15 protein-coding genes and 4 pseudogenes are annotated in these 17,328 nt (G+C 47.8%); 8 read left to right on the forward strand and 11 right to left on the reverse strand.

Translation table 11 applies throughout. The features are described from left to right. Positions 1–26 precede the first annotated feature (26 nt). The 5 genes from stbB (at position 27) to QEN31_RS17810 (ending at position 5,798) form a co-directional block, all read left to right on the forward strand. Positions 27–788 (forward strand): fimbrial biogenesis chaperone StbB, encoded by a 762-nt coding sequence (gene stbB, locus QEN31_RS17790; protein WP_000781486.1) that lies wholly within the window; start codon positions 27–29, stop codon positions 786–788. Beyond that, positions 772–3,333: a fimbrial outer membrane usher protein gene (locus tag QEN31_RS17795; protein WP_000075335.1), complete on the forward strand. Its 2,562-nt coding sequence runs from the start codon at positions 772–774 to the stop codon at positions 3,331–3,333. Before stbB ends, QEN31_RS17795 begins: the two co-directional genes overlap by 17 nt. 4 nt (positions 3,334–3,337) lie before the next feature. Continuing rightward, positions 3,338–4,663, forward strand: a complete 1,326-nt coding sequence (gene stbD / locus QEN31_RS17800; RefSeq protein ID WP_000899082.1) for a fimbrial usher protein StbD — start codon at positions 3,338–3,340, stop codon at positions 4,661–4,663. Then, positions 4,629–5,387 (forward strand): fimbrial biogenesis chaperone StbE, encoded by a 759-nt coding sequence (gene stbE, locus QEN31_RS17805; protein ID WP_001247027.1) that lies wholly within the window; start codon positions 4,629–4,631, stop codon positions 5,385–5,387. The genes stbD and stbE overlap by 35 nt, the downstream gene beginning before the upstream one ends. A 138-nt stretch (positions 5,388–5,525) precedes the next feature. Continuing rightward, on the forward strand, positions 5,526–5,798 hold the full coding sequence (locus QEN31_RS17810; protein WP_001749081.1) for a hypothetical protein: 273 nt from the start codon (positions 5,526–5,528) through the stop codon (positions 5,796–5,798). Here the strand turns inward: QEN31_RS17810 and QEN31_RS17815 are convergent. The 9 genes and pseudogenes from QEN31_RS17815 to QEN31_RS17855 all read right to left on the reverse strand — a co-directional run. Next, a complete protein-coding gene (locus QEN31_RS17815) occupies positions 5,743–6,708 on the reverse strand; it encodes a LysR family transcriptional regulator (RefSeq protein WP_000859020.1) in 966 nt (321 codons plus the stop codon). The two genes, QEN31_RS17810 and QEN31_RS17815, sit on opposite strands and share 56 nt — an antisense overlap. 33 nt (positions 6,709–6,741) lie before the next feature. Continuing rightward, positions 6,742–7,656, reverse strand: a complete 915-nt coding sequence (locus QEN31_RS17820) for an alpha/beta fold hydrolase (protein WP_000105592.1) — start codon at positions 7,654–7,656, stop codon at positions 6,742–6,744. Then, complete coding sequence (locus QEN31_RS17825) at positions 7,656–8,534, reverse strand: fumarylacetoacetate hydrolase family protein (RefSeq protein ID WP_000780208.1); 879 nt, start codon at positions 8,532–8,534, stop codon at positions 7,656–7,658. The genes QEN31_RS17820 and QEN31_RS17825 overlap by 1 nt, the downstream gene beginning before the upstream one ends. Positions 8,535–8,548: 14 nt before the next feature. Further along, entirely contained in the window at positions 8,549–9,175 is a 627-nt protein-coding gene (gene leuD / locus QEN31_RS17830; protein WP_000379343.1) for a 3-isopropylmalate dehydratase small subunit, read from the reverse strand. A gap of 1 nt (position 9,176) precedes the next feature. Next, positions 9,177–10,598, reverse strand: a complete 1,422-nt coding sequence (gene leuC / locus QEN31_RS17835; protein ID WP_001274848.1) for a 3-isopropylmalate dehydratase large subunit — start codon at positions 10,596–10,598, stop codon at positions 9,177–9,179. 131 nt (positions 10,599–10,729) lie between these two features. Further along, entirely contained in the window at positions 10,730–11,968 is a 1,239-nt protein-coding gene (locus QEN31_RS17840; RefSeq protein ID WP_077905585.1) for an MFS transporter, read from the reverse strand. A 345-nt stretch (positions 11,969–12,313) separates the two neighbouring features. After that, positions 12,314–12,637 (reverse strand): DUF1889 family protein, encoded by a 324-nt coding sequence (locus tag QEN31_RS17845; protein ID WP_001573898.1) that lies wholly within the window; start codon positions 12,635–12,637, stop codon positions 12,314–12,316. A gap of 109 nt (positions 12,638–12,746) precedes the next feature. Then, on the reverse strand, positions 12,747–12,875 hold the full coding sequence (locus QEN31_RS17850) for a diol dehydratase reactivase ATPase-like domain-containing protein (RefSeq protein ID WP_077221214.1): 129 nt from the start codon (positions 12,873–12,875) through the stop codon (positions 12,747–12,749). Then, a pseudogene (locus tag QEN31_RS17855) lies at positions 12,823–13,188 on the reverse strand (diol dehydratase reactivase ATPase-like domain-containing protein); the annotation flags it as partial. The gene QEN31_RS17850 and the pseudogene QEN31_RS17855, both read right to left, overlap by 53 nt. 109 nt (positions 13,189–13,297) lie before the next feature. Between QEN31_RS17855 and QEN31_RS17860 the strand changes: the two are divergent. Beyond that, positions 13,298–13,966, forward strand: a pseudogene (locus tag QEN31_RS17860) (IS3 family transposase); the annotation flags it as partial. Between the two features lie 32 nt (positions 13,967–13,998). Here QEN31_RS17860 and QEN31_RS17865 read toward each other — a convergent pair. Continuing rightward, positions 13,999–14,238, reverse strand: a pseudogene (locus QEN31_RS17865) (Arm DNA-binding domain-containing protein); the annotation flags it as partial. 331 nt (positions 14,239–14,569) lie between these two features. Next, a pseudogene (locus tag QEN31_RS17870) lies at positions 14,570–14,945 on the reverse strand (HumD family translesion DNA polymerase). A 113-nt stretch (positions 14,946–15,058) separates the two neighbouring features. Between QEN31_RS17870 and QEN31_RS17875 the strand changes: the two are divergent. Continuing rightward, positions 15,059–15,334, forward strand: a complete 276-nt coding sequence (locus QEN31_RS17875; RefSeq protein WP_179126962.1) for a hypothetical protein — start codon at positions 15,059–15,061, stop codon at positions 15,332–15,334. A 71-nt stretch (positions 15,335–15,405) separates the two neighbouring features. Continuing rightward, positions 15,406–17,328, forward strand: a complete 1,923-nt coding sequence (locus QEN31_RS17880; RefSeq protein WP_327258341.1) for an acyltransferase family protein — start codon at positions 15,406–15,408, stop codon at positions 17,326–17,328.

Raw genomic sequence — 17,328 nt, forward strand, 5'->3', positions numbered from 1 at the left:
TTTTCAATCGCCAGGGAGTTGTTGAGATGAAAATGGATACCCGACATTCCGCATTATATTACTTAATAGTTTTTCTATTCCTGGCCCTACCCGCCACAGCATCGTGGGCGAGCGTTACTATTTTGGGTAGCCGAATAATTTACCCATCAACAGCCTCCTCCGTAGATGTGCAGTTAAAAAATAATGATGCAATACCTTATATCGTACAAACCTGGTTTGACGATGGCGATATGAATACCAGCCCGGAAAATAGCAGCGCGATGCCGTTCATTGCCACGCCGCCGGTATTTCGTATTCAACCCAAAGCAGGCCAGGTGGTACGCGTAATTTATAACAACACGAAAAAATTGCCGCAGGATCGTGAGTCAGTATTCTGGTTTAACGTATTACAGGTACCACCAACGAATATTGGCAGCGACAGCGGGCAAAATAAAATGTTGGTGATGCTGCGCTCAAGAATAAAACTTTTCTATCGTCCTGACGGGCTAGGTAAACCTGATAGTCTGGCGAAAAAATTACAGATTAAAACGGTAAATAAGGGTTCCGGAAAAAGCGGTATTGTTATTGTTAATCCGCAGCCCTGGTTTGCCTCTTTAAGTAATTTGAATGTAAAAGTGAACGGCGCTTCATATAACCTGGATGCAGACATGATTGCCCCTTTCTCCAGTCAAACCTGGTGGCTGCCGGGCAAACGGTCACTCAAATCCTTCTCCGGTACAGTCACCGTTACTTTGGTTAACGACCTGGGCGCAAGGATAAGCGAGAGCTACGATGTCCCCCACCATTAATTTGAACCGCAAAAGCCTTGCGCTATTGATCGCCATAGTTTGCTCAGGCTCCGCGCAGGGTGAAGAGTATTATTTTGATCCTGCGCTACTTCAGGGGGCCACTTACGGACAAAATATTGCCCGTTTTAATGAACAGCAAACGCCTTCCGGAGACTATCTTGCCGACGTTTACGTTAATGGCACGCTGGTAACCTCGAGCACTAATATTCGATTTAATGCTGTAAAAGAGGGTCAACAGACTGAACCCTGCCTGCCCTTATCGGTGATGAAAGCAGCGCAGATAAAATCACTCCCCGCGACCGACGCTGCGACCGAGTGTCGCCCGCTCAGGGAGTGGGTGCCTCATGCCGGTTGGCAATTTGATAGCGCCACGCTTCGCCTGTTGCTGACGATTCCAATGACCGAACTTACGCACAAACCGCGCGGTTATATCTCCCCTTCAGAGTGGGATAGCGGCGCGCTGGCGCTGTTTTTACGCCATAACACAAACTGGACCCACACCGAAAATACCGACAGCCATTATCGCTACCAATACTTATGGAGCGGTTTAAACATGGGCGTTAACCTCGGACTTTGGCAGGTCCGTCATCAAAGTAATCTGCGCTATGCCAATAGCAACCAGAGCGGAAGCGCCTGGCGCTATAATAGCGTTCGAACCTGGGTGCAAAGACCTGTCGCGTCTATTAACAGTATTCTGTCGCTGGGCGATAGCTATACGGACTCCAGCTTATTCGGCAGTCTGTCTTTTAACGGGGCTAAACTTGTCACCGACGAGCGGATGCGCCCGCAGGGCAAACGCGGTTATGCGCCGGAAGTTCGGGGCGTAGCGGCCAGTAGCGCGCACGTGGTAGTAAAACAACTGGGGAAAGTGATTTATGAAACCAACGTTCCGCCGGGCCCATTTTATATTGACGATCTGTACAACACCCGTTATCAAGGCGATCTGGAGGTAGAGGTTATCGAGGCCAGCGGTAAAACCTCACGTTTCACCGTGCCTTATTCTTCCGTGCCGGATTCGGTACGTCCCGGTAACTGGCACTATTCGCTGGCCTTCGGCAGGGTTCGTCAGTACTACGATATTGAAAATCGTTTCTTTGAGGGAACGTTCCAGCACGGCGTTAATAACACCATTACCCTCAACCTCGGTTCACGAATTGCGCAGCGTTACCAGGCATGGCTGGCGGGCGGCGTCTGGGCCACCGGTATGGGCGCGTTCGGCCTTAACGCCACCTGGTCGAATGCGCGCGCAGAGCATAACGATCGCCAGCAAGGCTGGCGCGCGGAACTCAGTTACAGCAAAACGTTTACCACCGGCACTAACCTGGTACTGGCGGCTTATCGTTATTCAACCAACGGCTTTCGCGATCTTCAGGACGTGCTCGGCGTACGCCGGGAAGCAAAAACGGGGATTGATTACTACTCCGACACGCTGCATCAGCGCAATCGCCTGTCCGCGACGGTAAGCCAGCCGTTAGGACGGCTTGGCACGCTTAACCTCAGCGCCAGCACCGCAGACTACTACAATAACCAATCGCGTATAACACAGCTACAAATGGGGTATAGCAACCAGTGGCGGAATATAAGCTACGGGGTGAATATCGCACGACAGCGCACCACCTGGGATTACGATCGCTTTTATCACGGCGTCAACGAACCACTGGACGTGAGTAGCCGACAAAAATATACCGAAACCACAATGTCGTTTAATGTCTCTATACCGCTGGATTGGGGCGAAAACAGAACGTCTGTCGCCATGAATTATAACCAGTCCAGTCAAAGCCGTTCCTCAACCGTATCCATGACCGGCAGTAGCGGTGAAAACAGCGACCTGTCATGGTCGGTTTATGGCGGCTACGAGCGTTATCGCAATAGTAATAGCGATAGCAGCGCGCCAACGACGTTTGGCGGTAATCTACAACAAAACACCCGGTTTGGCGCACTTCGCGCCAACTATGACCAGGGTGATAACTATCGTCAGGAAGGGCTGGGCGCGTCCGGCACCCTGGTACTTCACTCTGGCGGTCTGACGGCTGGCCCCTATACCAGCGATACCTTTGCGCTTATTCATGCCGATGGCGCGCAGGGCGCGATCGTACAAAATGGCCAGGGCGCTGTGGTTGATCGCTTTGGTTACGCCATTCTGCCTTCATTATCTCCTTACCGCGTCAATAACGTTACGCTCGATACCCGTAAGATGCGCAGCGATGCCGAACTGACGGGAGGAAGTCAGCAGATTGTGCCCTATGCCGGCGCCATCGCGCGTGTCAATTTCGCCACTATCAGCGGCAAAGCGGTGCTGATCTCCGTGAAGATGCCGGATGGCGGCATACCGCCAATGGGCGCTGATGTTTTCAACGGTGAAGGCACAAACATCGGCATGGTCGGCCAGAGTGGGCAGATTTATGCCCGTATCGCCCATCCGTCGGGTTCTCTACTGGTGCGCTGGGGAAAAGAAGCAAACCAGCGTTGCCGGGTTGCCTACCAACTCGATCTTCACACCAAAGAACCGTTTCTCTATCTGAACAAAATCTGCGAGAAGGAATAGCACAATGCTTTTTAGTTTCCGAACGCTCTTGTTTATCACCAGCCTGTTCGTCAGCGCCGGAACATGGTCGTCATGTATCAAAGTCATCGATAAGAGCGCGCTCTCTGACGCGGCGATAAAAGCGGGCTACACGGCGCAAAACTGGATCGGCGCACTTGACACGAATACGGGTAATATCGGTTTGCCAACGGTGATTAGCATCAGTAATAGTGAAACATTTCAACCCTCCGGCACACTATTGGCCAGTGGGATCGGTAACTTCCTGACGGCCGCCACCGGAACGCCCTATTCCAGTAAACAGGTACTTTACCGCTGCGATTCCGCCGATGCCGGGAAGCTCTATGAGATGTATTCGACAAATGGCGATAGCGCTTTTGCGGGGGCATTTTTTACTCCCGAAGTAGAAGGCGCTTATTATGATGTGGAGCGTAATGTTGCTGTCCGTATGACAAACCTCAGTACCGGCGAATATTACAGCCGTTTCTGGAAAGAACGCCAACTTACCGCAGACAGTTGGTTTCAGGATGACAAATATATTTATATTCCTGCCAGCGCGTTTAGTAACGTGTTATATGAGATGTTTAAAATTGACTCAAGAAAATATTTTGCCTACCAGAATCCAATGGACCGAGATACCTGGACGCAGCCTCGGGGTTATATCGCGTTTAAAGGCCCAGGCTTGATTACCGAGCGGATCAAAGCGGGACTGGATCATGCCAGCGATTATTATGGCTGGCCCAGCTATTGGCCCGGGGCATGGAGTACATATAATAGCGTCACCTATGTTCGCGGCGCGTTATGTAAAATCACAGATTATCCTGCGATCGTGAAAATTCCCCCTGTCGCCGTCGGCATATTAGCCGCCGGAGGCAATAGCCAGGCGCCTTTCCACGTCAGCCTGGAATGTGAGTCCGGCGCCGTGTCCAGTGCCCTCCCGTCCACCAGCGCCGCTAATGTCGCAATGGGGTTTGTCGTTAATCAACCCACCGCCGTGGCGGCGGCGCGTCGCCTGGGGCTAACCACATCCGCAGGCGGTCTGTCGTGGCTACTGGACACCCATTATGGCGAACCTGGCGTAGCTTCCGGAGTGGGTATCCGCATCTATAACGATGCCGGTACGCCAATTAACCTGTTACCCGATCGGATCAAGACAGGCACTGGCAACGCCCGAGGCTGGTATGGCTATAAAGATTTAACCACACGGGTATCATCCGGTTCAGTAGAAACCTATAGCGGTGATTTTACTGCCTCGCTTGAGGCGATCGGCGGACAAACAGTAACGGCAGGAAGCGTGAATGCGCAATTACAGGCAGTGGTTAGTTTTCAGTAAAGTCATATTAACGCTACTTGGGTTGACGGGATGGTATGGCCCGGCACAAGCTGCCGTTAATATTGACAGAACCCGAATTATTTTTGCTTCAGATGATGTCGCTCAATCGTTGACATTATCCAACGATAATACAACGCCGATGCTGTTACAGGTATGGACCGACGCCGGAAACATTGACGCCTCTCCGGATAACAGCAAAACGCCGCTGGTGGCGCTGCCGCCGGTATTTAAAATGCAGCCAGGAGAACTGAGAACGCTTCGCCTGCTCCTGAGTTCCCGCCAGCAGCTTGCAACGGACCGGGAGAGTCTCTTCTGGCTAAACATTTATCAGATACCGCCACTCCCCCAGGATATTAAAAACCACCCGCGAAAACTGGTGTTACCGCTTCGTTTGCGGCTAAAAATTTTAATTCGCCCGACTGGGCTAAAAGCGCCCACGGAAGCGGAGGAGAAAAAATTACGCTTTATTGCTAAAGAGAATACTATACGGATAGTTAACCCCACCTCGTGGTATATGAGTTTAACACTAACGACGGATGACAAGAAAAGTATCGGCGATATCATGGTTGCGCCGAAAACAGCACGTGATGTGCCGCTAACACGCTCGCCAACGCCGGGAGCATCGATAAATTATGCAGTAATCAATGACTCCGGGAACTGGCGACAATATACCGCCATACTGGAAAAATATATTAGTGAGAGTGATTTTACTCCTGAGTTTTGATGGGAAATATTCAGGGATACGATCGTATCCCTGAGGATTGTTATGGAGTGAGTGTGTGATACTTACAATGCCATCCAGCCGATACCAATAGAATTCTCAACCTCCGATAATCGTCACCCAAAAATCAGGAGATAAAATATGACGTTAAAACCAGGTGAGAAATCCGGTAATAATGGAGGTATCTATGTGGAGGTTGGGCCGCGTGGTGGGATAAAAGATAACTTCGCCATGATAGCGGAAACAAAACCGCGCCACCAACGCAACGCCCTAAAAGCTACTGGGTGTTGGCAAAAAGAACACCTAACAGTAAACGTAAGTCAGAGCATCTGGCGCCACGACAGTTGGCGCCGACTGATCACAGTACGCCCGGTGCTTTACCGCCTGGCAAGCATTGTGCAAGATGCTCCGTGAGGAAATCGATGCAGATTTTGATACGATCAGAACTTGATGAACGCCGGGTATACACAGCCCAGATATTCGCTTCCTGATACCACTGAGGCAACACGCGAACCAGCTCACCTCGTTCAATATACTGCGCAACATCCCATTCCGACCGCAATGTAATGCCATGGCCTTTCAGGGCCCAAATAAGCACCACACTGCCGCTGTTGGAAGAATGAAAACCGTTTAGTCGGCAATGCGTCTGCTGCTTACCGTCCGTTAATATCCAATTGCCAAATGCCGAGTTTTTTTCCTGAATCATTAGGCAATCGTGCTGCACAAGCGCACTAACAGACTCTGGCTTGCCGTGGCGTTCGAGGTATTCAGGGGAAGCACACAGGATCCGTCGATTAGTGGCTAACTGCCGTGCGATATACAATTCGTTGATATCATCCCCAACGCGAATTTCAATATCGATCCCCTCTTCCACCAGATCCACTTCACGATCCGTTAGCGTGAGCTTTACCGTAATATCAGGATAGGCGATCATAAATGACGACAGCGCCTCTGCGACATATTTATGCCCAAAACCAAATGAGCAGTTGATGGTGATATTACCAGCCAACACACCACGTTGATTATCCAAACGACTGACAAAACCATCCATTTCACTGACGACCTGCATAGCCCCACACAGCGCATTTTCGCCTTCCGGTGTGAGACGCATCACTCTGTTATTTCGAAAAAAAAGCCGGGCGTTGAGACATTTTTCAAGGATAGCGATACGTTTGCTGATATAGGAGGGAGATAACCCCAGCTCCAGCGCTGCCCGGGCAAATCCACCGTTGCGAGCAACGGTGACAAAAACGAAAAGATCTTCAACAGAAGGCCAGCCCTCAAGGGGCTGGCGATGTTTTTTTCCTACAGGTGTCGTTTTCATAGCATCAGTGCGAAGTTGCAAAGGATGACCGAGTTATAACACTGAATGTAAAAAGGACTGAAGTTTCTGGATAAAGTACTCAGGACACTCTTCCTGCGGGGAGTGTCCGCAAGGCAATGCTTCCCCCTGAACGTTTAGCGCCTTTTCTTTCCAGGTACCAACCACATCATATAGTTGCCCTACCGTTCCCAGCCCTCCCCACAGCAACTGTAACGGACACCGGATACGCGCCGACGTATCTGCGGCATCATCGTCCAAATCAATCGTCGCAGCAGCCCGGTAGTCCTCACAGATCGCGTGGATCATCTCAGGGTTCTGGTAACAGCGCAGGTATTCATTGAATGCTTCCTGCGAGGTCGCGCCCTCTATTTTTAGCTGGCCAGAAATATGCTTACGCAGAAAAAATGCCGGATCGTGCGCAATCATCGTTTCGGGTAACGGGAAAGGTTGAATCAGGAAAAACCACCAAAAGTAACGCGTAGCAAAGGATTTATCGGTCAAGGCGTACATCGTCGCGGTTGGAGCAATGTCGATAAAAGTACAACAGGTCACACGATCCGGATAATCCAGCGCGAGCCTGTGTCCTACGCGTCCGCCACGATCATGCCCTACGAAGGCAAAACGGGAAAAGCCGAGCGCGTCCATTAACATGACGATATCCTGCGCCATGGTGCGCTTTGAATAGGTACGGTGCGCCGGATCGCTCGTTGGTTTATCGCTGTCGCCATAGCCACGCAAATCCGGCAAAATGACTGTATGATTTTGCGCCAATGTCGGTGCGACTTTCCGCCATGTTGTATGATTCTGCGGATGCCCATGTAGCAGTACCAAAGGTGAACCGCTGCCTCCGATAGCCACTCTTACCGTCAGACCATTTTCCAGACGAACATCCTTGAGCGCAAACCCCGGAATAAACGGAGAGGCGCCGCATTCAATCAGTGTACTCATCACTTTCTCCCGTCATGCCAGCTAACAGATGATGTTAAATAACGGCTATCCCGGACGACATTGCGCAGGGTTCCAATATGTTCAATCTCAACTTCAATAACATCACCATCGTGTAAAAACAGCGGTGGAACGCGTTTTTTGCCCACTCCACCAGGCGACCCTGTGAGGATCGTGTCGCCAGGGGAAAGCAGAGTAAATGTGCTTATATAAGCAATGAGTGAAGCGATAGGATGGATCATATTTGCCGTAGATTCGTTCTGCACCTCCCGCCCGTTTAGTCGTGTCAGTAAACGTAGCATCTGGGGATCGGGAATGTCGTCTGTGGTCACCAGACACGGACCGAATGATCCTGTCGAAGGCCAGTTTTTTCCAGCCGTAAACCAGCTATGCTGCCAGTCCCTCACTGAACCATCCATATAGCAGCTGTATCCGGCGACATAATCTAAAGCATCCTCAGCGCTGACCCGGGAGCATGGCCGCCCAATCACTACGGCTAATTCACCTTCGTAGTCGAACTCATTGGTATTTTCAGGCTTCAGCAGCAGGCCATTATGCCCGGTCTGAGAATCCGCAAAGCGGACAAAAAGGGTTGGGGCCGGGTTGGTTTCATTAAACTCAATACGCTTATCGGCGTAATTCATTCCGACACAGATGATCTTCTGCGGATCGTCAATCACCGGCAGAAAAGTGACTTCCTGGTAGTAATAATCCGCCGGCTCATCACACCATAACGCCGCATCCGTCAGCGCATTAGCGCACAGGAGAGATTTCAAAGTGGGATATTTGTCGCCAAGCCGCTGCGAGAGATCAATTATTCCGGTTTCCTGCATAATGCCGTAGCGTTTGCCACCGTTCACAAGATATTGAACCAGTTTCATTGCAGTCTTCTTCCTTAACCGCGCGGGGATGCAGGCCGTTTTAACCACGGCCGCCGTGAATAATGCGCAACCTCAAAATTTTCAATCTCCGGCAAGTATTGCAATGTCCAGGCTATCGCATCTTCGCCTGCGGCCAGCATCGCCCGTTTGAGTTCACTGATCACAAAGGAGATCGTTTCCTCTGCCGTCGTAATTTCGCAGCGATCGAGTGAAACAGTGATAGAATTGGTATCAGCACTCGCGGCAAGCTGCGCCAGGCGCGCCAAAGCAGGTTCATCTAATGAGACCGTGAGGATCCCGTTGCGTTGGCAGTTATCATCGAAAATGCCTGCAAATGTGCTACCTATCAGCCCCCGTACTCCCAGTTGTTTTAATCCCCATACGGCGTGTTCACGACTCGATCCACAGCCAAAATTGGGGCCAACCAGCAGGAATGTCGCGCTCTGCCAGCCCGGCATGTTCAGAATAAAATCAGGATTTGGTTGGCCGCCAGCCATAAAGCGACGATCGAAAAACACCCCTTTATCCAGCCCCTGGCGATCGATCCCTTTCAGGAACTGTTTTGGCATAATCACATCAGTGTCGATATTCGGTTCCAGCATCGGCGCAATTCGCCCGCTGATTTGCTTAAACGTATCCATCTTATTCCCCTGCCTGAAGTAATGACCGAACATCGACCAGATGCCCCGCTACCGCCGCCGCCGCAACCATCGCCGGGCTCATCAAATGCGTTCTTGCTCCAGCGCCCTGTCGTCCAGGGAAATTACGGTTCGTACCTGATGCACAGCGATCGCCGGGCGACAACACATCTTCATTCATCGCAAGGCACATTGAGCAACCCGACTGCCGCCATTCAAAACCGGCAGCAATAAAGATTTTCGCCAGTCCTTCTTCTTCCGCCTGGCGTCTTACCATTGTTGAACCAGGCACAATGATCCCGCGAACATGGCTGGCGATTTTGCGCCCTTCAAGCACCTTCGCAACGGCACGCAAATCCTCAATGCGACCATTTGTGCATGAACCAATAAAAGCGTGAGAGATACGAATATCTTTCAGCAACATGCCAGCCGTTAATCCCATGTAATGAAGGGCCTTCTCAAGCGCCAGGCGCTTAAGCGGATTGGTTTCCTGTTCCGGGAAAGGAACACGTCCGGTGATGGAACCTGTTTGATCCGGACTGATTCCCCAAGTGACTTTAGGCTCAAGATCATGGCAGTTGATCGCCACCGTCTTATCAAATACCGCATCAGCATCGCTGCTCAACTGTGACCATTCCAGCAATGCCTGCTGCCAGAGTTCACCTACAGGCATTTGCGGTTTACCGTAGATATAGTCAAAAACCTTTTTATCCGGCGCAATAATGGCACCACGCGCCCCCGCTTCTACCGCCATGTTGCAGAGCGTCATTCGTCCTTCAACGCTCAACGCGCTGATGGCCTCACCCACAAATTCAATGGCATATCCCGTCGCGCCATCAGCGCCAATACGTTCAAGCAATTCAAGAACAATATCTTTTGCGGAACAGGCGAAAGGTAGCTCTCCCTGAACACATACGCGCATGGTTTTGAGCTTGCGGTAAACCAGCGTCTGCGTGGCCAGCAGATGTTCAATTTCCGACGTCCCGATACCAAAGCCCAGCGCGCCAAATGCACCGTAGGTTGTCGTGTGACTATCCCCGGCGGCGATCACCATGCCAGGCATCACTAGCCCTTGTTCATGAGCAACCACGTGTTCAATCCCCTGACGCGGATCCAGCACATCAAATAATGTGATGCCAAAGTCAGCGGCATTTTCCCGAAAGTAATCAACCTGTAGCTGTCCTCCCGGATCGGTCATTAAGTCATCCCGTTGCGACCGCGTGGGATTAACATGGTCAATATTCAATAAAAACGTGTCGGGGTGCCGAACGGTGCGGCCGCGTTCTCTTAACCCGCTAAATGCCTGCGGGCTGGTATATTCATTCAGTATTGAACGATCAATATAAAGTAAAACATGTCCATCGTTATCAAGTTCACGAATGGTATGTGACTCAACTAATTTTTCATACAGCGTTTTAGCAGACATATATATTCCTGGAGCAACGAATATCCGGGTAGCCAAATATTCACAATTTAAGCTTTTAGCTATAGTGACACATTAATGAAAAAATGATGATTCCATTATGGAAAGTATAAAAACACACTTCGTGTCTATAATCAGAAACTCTCCTGAACTGACTGTGTTTTGATTTGCGGTTGTTTCTCATATTTTGCGAAAATAAACCGGCAGATAAATAATCCTATCCCCAGCATCATCAGACATGATGCCGCAATAGCATTCCATCCCTGCCAGGAGAAAAGATACCCGTTTAAATACCCCATTACTGCACCGCCAGAGTAGTAGCAAAGCAGATAAAACGATGTCGCCTGTCCTTTTGCGTTTGGACTCCGTGAACTGACCCAGGCTAATACGGTGGAATGAGCAGAGAAAAATGCGACTGACAGTAAAACGATACCTGAAATGAAAACCCACAGAGAAGGGGCGATTAGCGTGAGAAATGCACCGACCATCATACAGATGATCAGCATACTGAGCGCATTCATCGACCCAATATTCAACGCGACACGGGCAGCATATGGCGCAAGAAAAAAAGTTAATGAGAAGCTAACTGGAATCAAACCTATCCAGGTGTAGCTCAGCTCATAAGGCGGTCGATGCAGGTAAAACGCCAGAAAATTAAAGATGGACGTAAAAGAGCCGAAAAGAATAAATCCAATGACAAAACATAATGATACGCGGATATTCTTAAAATGTTCCAACCCGCCTTTCAACACTGCACCAAGCTGTAGTGAAGGTGTAGGAACAAACTGTCGGGATGTCGGGAGAAACAACTTCACCGCGAGTGCCATAGCAATCAGAACACCACCGAAGATAAAGAAAATCGTATCTATAGATACATGCTCCATCATCAAAGTTGCAAACACACGACCAGACATACTCCCTAGCGAATTGCCAAAAATAAAATATCCAGTAACAATCCCTGCCAAAGCAGGAGAGACTTCTTCACTGATATAGACTGTAACGGCCGCCGTAATACCACTTACTGCAATGCCGAGCAAAGCGCGGTATACCACCAGCATCGGCCATGATGATGCAGTTGCGCACAATAGAGTTAAAATACCTCCTGCCAGCAACGAATAAAAAATGATTGGCTTTCGCCCAAAACGGTCAGATAACGTGCCGCTAAATAACATGGCTAATGCCAGAAACCCCACCTCAGCAGACAAAATCATCCCTACCTGATTCAATGGGATATTATAAACCTCACTTAACTTTGGTAATAAAGCCTGGATTGAATATAAAGAAGCTAACTCTGCCAAACCCGCCAGAGGTAATATCATTAAAATAGGCAAGTACTTACCTATTGTCTCTTCAATATTATTTTTCATACACAATGTTCCGTAAAAGATCCTGATTGCCATCTGCCTGTTTGCCAACAAACATCCGTGTATACAATATTTATCTTTTACGTTTGCAGAATTGACAGCGTTCACATTTTATTTTTCTTAATAGAGACAAAATGGAATCAAGTGTTTTATGAAATGTAGATCATCTAAGAATGACGCGGTAATGGCAACGTAGTAAGTTATGAACTATATATATATTTATTCAATAAATATATAGACATTAATTTGACGAAAAGAAATGAATCGGCAGTCCAAAATTGTCACTGGCAACCCCTTCTGGACGCCGCCATCCTTAGATGGAAACGTCCGTTAGCGTTTTATTCGATAGTCAGCTCACACGAGTTCTTTGAGCTGCTCCTGCATATAGGTCGAAAAATACTCTGGGTTTTTGATAAGGATGCGGTTACCGGAGGCGACTTTTTCTGCCCATCCGGCCACTTTTTTCGTGAACTCAGGATTCCATCCCTCCTGCTCACCCCGTGCCATCACAACTTCCGGACTCGCTGGCACACCTAAGTCATGCAAATACTTTAGAATTCCCTTAGCGGTGCTTTCATCCATTGAATGGGGCACTGACGCCGAAGTGTTCATACCACCAATAAAATCCAAGGCTTTTTCAATTGCTGTTGGCATGCTCTTATCCTTAAAATTAACCACGTGAGAGACACCTTGATACTATGTACCCAACTCCGCCGGGATATCAAAGAGAACATCGCCTTTCTTTGACTTACCCCGCAGCTAAACGCTTGCGCGGCTGTTTTCTGCACTATTTTTTGGCTTCTCCGGCTAAAACCAGCCCGGTCGCTACCGCATTGCGCGGGCCTTCAGTACCACGGATATTACCCTGCCCGGCGACAACGCCGTACTGCGCCATCGTTATTGATAATGGCGGCATCGGTGGATCCTGCGCCTAAATCGAGGATCGCCAGCGGCACGGCGCATCCATGCGTCGTTAACGCGCCAGCCACAGCCATGTTGGCTTCCACACCACCGACTTCAACTGGGGTATTTAACCGGGCGCTTAGCTCGCTGGCGATAGCCTGCATCTGTAAGCGATCGGATTTCACCATCGCCGCAATGCCAACGGCGTTTTCCATTGAACATTCCCCGGCAATGCCACCCTGTACCGCGCGGGGAATAAACGTATCCACCGCAAGAAGATCCTGGATATGCACGGCGTTCATGTCATGACTGGTCAGCGAGGCCATTGATCTTACCCAGCAATAGTGGACACGCGACTAAGTGAGTAAACTCACAAGTAAGAGGTGACTCACATGACAAAACCAGCATCAACCACCAAAAAGCCACGCAAGCAGCACACGCCTGACGGATGAGCTTCGTGCTCAGGGTTACCAGTTCAACGTGAAAACCGTGGCGGCCAGCCTGCGTCGGCAGGGGCTGCGGGCGAAAGCCTCGCGCCGGTTCCGTCCGGTCAGTTACCGCAAACATGGTCTGCCAGTCTCAGAGAATCTGCTGAAGCAGGACTTTTACGCCAGCGGCCCGAATCAGAAGTGGGTGGGTGACATCACGTATCTTCGCACTGGTGAAGGCTGGCTTTATCTGGCCGTGGTTATCGATCTGTGGTCGCGGTCAGTCATTGGCTGGTCGATGTCTTCGCGGATGACAGCACAGCTTGCCTGCGATGCGTTACAGATGGCGCTGTGGCGGCGTAAATGTCCGGAAAATGTCATCGTGCATACAGACAGAGGCGGTCAGTACTGTTCAACGGATTATCAGAGCTTACTGAAACGCCATAATCTGCGGGGAAGTATGAGCGCCAGAGGTTGTTGTTACGACAATGCCTGTGCGGAAAGCTTCTTCCATACGCTGAAGGTGGAATGTATCCACGGAGAGGACTTTGTCAGCCGGGAAATAATGCGGACAGCAGTGTTTAATTATATTGAGTGTGATTACAATCGGTGGCGTCGTCACAGTGCCTGTGGCGGTCTCAGTCCGGAACAATTTGAAAACCAGAGCCTCGCTTAGGGTTGTGCCCATATTACGCAGGTAGGATCACAGCTCTTTCCTTCTGCCACAAGTTTTCGGGCATCATCACGACGAGAACTGGCATCTGCAAGTGTGATCGTCGGATACACACCCAGCGAGATCATTTTTGGCTTACCGGCAAAACGATAACGGAACCGCCAGCTCTTGCTTCCATTAGGTTCAATTAGCAATGACAACCCTTGCCCATCTCCGAGTGTATAGGCTTTAGTTTCAGGCTTAGCGCGGCGAATCTGCATATCGTTTAAAGGCATGTGGATAGGAATCCAAGACCGAACAGGAACATATACACAATCCTATACACATTCAGTGTCGGATTCTACTGGATGGTTACGGACGGTGATGGACAAAAAAGCAATAAAGTCGTTATAAATCAGTGTATTTATGGATGAATACGGACGTTTGAGGAACTTGAGATGGTGCCGATAATAGGAGTCGAACCTACGACCTTCGCATTACGAATTATAAGAACTACCTTTTAAGTCAACAACATACCGCGTCATACCTGCGCTCACACTTCCCATCTTCGAAAAACATGCAAAGCCTTGCAAACCGATGCAAAGCTTTATGTGTCTCAGTTCTGTCTCACATCACCTGGCTATCATTAAACTCACAAGAGCGTGCATCGTTGATGATGTAGGTGATCACACCAAATATCGCATCCGTGATCGTGCGCCGGCATCTCTTCGCGGCTTCCTGTCTGCAAATCTTCTAAGTGAGGCTTTGGATGATTTCTGTATCGCTTTATCCTCAACTCACCGTCCATTCTGCAAACTAGCAAAGACCCATCACGCGGACTAAGCGAAGCGTCGACAATAAGAAAAGTACCATTCATGATGCCTTCCAGATAGTGTGTCGCACCAGACCGCATGAATTACGTAGCCGCTGGCCTGGTGATGATGCACTGGTCTAATGATAAGCGTTGCTCAACGTAATCTGCTGCTGGCGATGGGAATTCCATGATGCACATCCGATAGTTACTGTATATTAATACAGTACTTACGATCGGCGGTGTCGATCAATAGCATTTGTGGTGCTACACTTTAGGCCTTTTCGAATTCACTGACTTTTATCATGTTAAAGTTATTTGTTGATTATGTTTCCGTTGGCGTGCTGAGCACCACCCTCGACTTCATGACATTTGGCGCAATGTTCAGCTTAATTGGTTTGAAGCGTGCTATACCGAACGTTTTATCGCCCTGCGTTGCATCCACGTTCAGATTTTCATCAACACCAATTTTACATTTAAGTGGAAAACAACGTCAGGTGGGTATCTGGCATTTTTCGTTAAAGAACAACAAAACTCATTGTCAGTTTGTTATCAAGACCAATACAAATCATGGCTACTGATCCATAACATATGGCATACTAATAAGATGTTTAATTTACGTATTTTCTTAGTTAACTAGAGGTAGTTTAAGTTGGAACACTTAAAATACAGACCTGATATAGATGGATTGAGAGCAGTAGCAGTGTTGTCAGTGGTCATTTTCCACTACTTCCCTTCTATTCTTCCTGGTGGTTTTGTTGGGGTTGATATATTTTTTGTGATATCTGGATACCTTATCACATCTATTATATTAAAATCGGCATCAAGTAATTCATTCTCTTATGTGGAATTTTACAAGAGAAGAATACTAAGAATATTCCCAGCTCTTTCGATAGTTCTTATATCATGTATTATAATCGGATGGGTTTATTTTTTCCAAGATGATTACAAATCACTTGGGAAGCACGTTTTTTCAGGCGCTTTCTTCATATCAAACTTAACACTATGGAGTGAATCAGGTTATTTTGATTCTCAATCCTATCTTAAACCATTGTTGCACCTTTGGTCTTTAGGTATTGAAGAGCAGTTCTATATATTGTGGCCTATAGTAATCTTGTTATGCTTCAAAAGCAAATACTCTAAACGTAATATACTTCTATCATGCGCAGCAATATTTATAGTTAGCTATACAATTAGTGTTTTTACCATGGCATACGAAGGTGGTGCTAACTACTACTCCCCAGCCTCAAGATTCTGGGAGTTAATGGCTGGTGCCATAATAGCAACATTACGTTTCATGGGTATAAAAACATCAGTATCTAAATCTATGTCATTGATAGGCGTTATAATAATAACTCTGTCAATAGCATTAATTAATGAAAAGATGGCTTTCCCTGGTTACATCGCGATAATTCCAGTAATTGGCGCATCTCTTATAATAGCATCAAATGGAAATGATTGGATTGCATCAAAAATACTCAGCTTTAAACCTATTGTTTTTATTGGGCTTATAAGCTACCCGCTATATCTATGGCACTGGCCAGTTTATTCATTCTATCGTTCTATATTTTCTGGATCACCGAGTACCAATGAGTTATTGATTCTAATGGCGCTGGCATTAGTATTGGCGATTTTAACTTATTTTCTTTTAGAAAAACCTCTACGCCATTCTCGTAAAAAGTCAATTACTACTATTATTCTAGCTGTCGTAGTATTTGGCTCTGGCATATTTGGTATTGTCACGTACTACATGAATGGAATTAAAGAAAGAAGCGTAAACAAATCAGCAGGTGAGTATGCTTCTGTCACAAATGTGTACGATTACTATAAATATGGTGAGCTATTGCGCGGTGGCATATGTCACTCTGTGCTGTTAAAAGATGCCATATCTAATGGTTGCATTAAAAATAGCAGCAATAATATTTTTATAATCGGTGATTCATATGCAGCAGCACTCTATAATGGATTGTCGAGTTACATAAAAAACAACAATGAAAAGTATGTGATAAGTCAAATGACAGACGGAAACGCCCCTCCATTGTTTGTTAGTGGTAAGGACGACCTCCAAAGAGACGTTGGCTCAATTAACGCAGACAGGATTAAAGAGATTGGTATAGTCAAACCTGAGATAGTATTACTAACGTGGTCAGTTCGTGGTTCAAATGGAGTTCATGATAAAAAGTTAGCAATTAAAGCTCTCTCTTTAACAATAAAAGAAATAAAAAAAGTATCACCGCAATCAAGGTTGATAGTTGTTGGCCCTGTTCCTGAATGGAATGCTAATTTAGTTAAGGTGATATCAAATTACACAAGTGAATTCAAAAAAACACCACCTATATACATGTCATATGGATTAAACGATGAAATTAAAGGATGGGATAAGTTTTTTGAAGAAAACGTGCCTAAGTTAGGTGCTGAATACATCTCAGCATACAGCGCTCTATGTAATGAAAGTGGTTGCTTAACAAGGGTAGGTGATGGCCCAGATTTTGTTACAGCGGTAGATTGGGGCCATTTGACAAAGCCTGGTTCTGATTTCTTAATGAAGAAGATAGGGCATTTGATAATAAGATAA

The organism is Salmonella sp. SA15303 (assembly GCF_029962125.1).
Taxonomy (GTDB): Bacteria; Pseudomonadota; Gammaproteobacteria; order Enterobacterales; family Enterobacteriaceae; genus Salmonella; species Salmonella enterica.

Coding starts and splice junctions, on each gene's coding strand:
- stbB (WP_000781486.1), top strand. CDS start 27: ATGAAAATGGATACCCGACATTCCGCATTATATTACTTAATAGTTTTT.
- QEN31_RS17795 (WP_000075335.1), top strand. CDS start 772: ATGTCCCCCACCATTAATTTGAACCGCAAAAGCCTTGCGCTATTGATC.
- stbD (WP_000899082.1), top strand. CDS start 3,338: ATGCTTTTTAGTTTCCGAACGCTCTTGTTTATCACCAGCCTGTTCGTC.
- stbE (WP_001247027.1), top strand. CDS start 4,629: ATGCGCAATTACAGGCAGTGGTTAGTTTTCAGTAAAGTCATATTAACG.
- QEN31_RS17810 (WP_001749081.1), top strand. CDS start 5,526: ATGACGTTAAAACCAGGTGAGAAATCCGGTAATAATGGAGGTATCTAT.
- QEN31_RS17815 (WP_000859020.1), bottom strand. CDS start 6,708: ATGAAAACGACACCTGTAGGAAAAAAACATCGCCAGCCCCTTGAGGGC.
- QEN31_RS17820 (WP_000105592.1), bottom strand. CDS start 7,656: ATGAGTACACTGATTGAATGCGGCGCCTCTCCGTTTATTCCGGGGTTT.
- QEN31_RS17825 (WP_000780208.1), bottom strand. CDS start 8,534: ATGAAACTGGTTCAATATCTTGTGAACGGTGGCAAACGCTACGGCATT.
- leuD (WP_000379343.1), bottom strand. CDS start 9,175: ATGGATACGTTTAAGCAAATCAGCGGGCGAATTGCGCCGATGCTGGAA.
- leuC (WP_001274848.1), bottom strand. CDS start 10,598: ATGTCTGCTAAAACGCTGTATGAAAAATTAGTTGAGTCACATACCATT.
- QEN31_RS17850 (WP_077221214.1), bottom strand. CDS start 12,875: ATGCCGCCATTATCAATAACGATGGCGCAGTACGGCGTTGTCGCCGGG.
- QEN31_RS17875 (WP_179126962.1), top strand. CDS start 15,059: ATGTTAAAGTTATTTGTTGATTATGTTTCCGTTGGCGTGCTGAGCACC.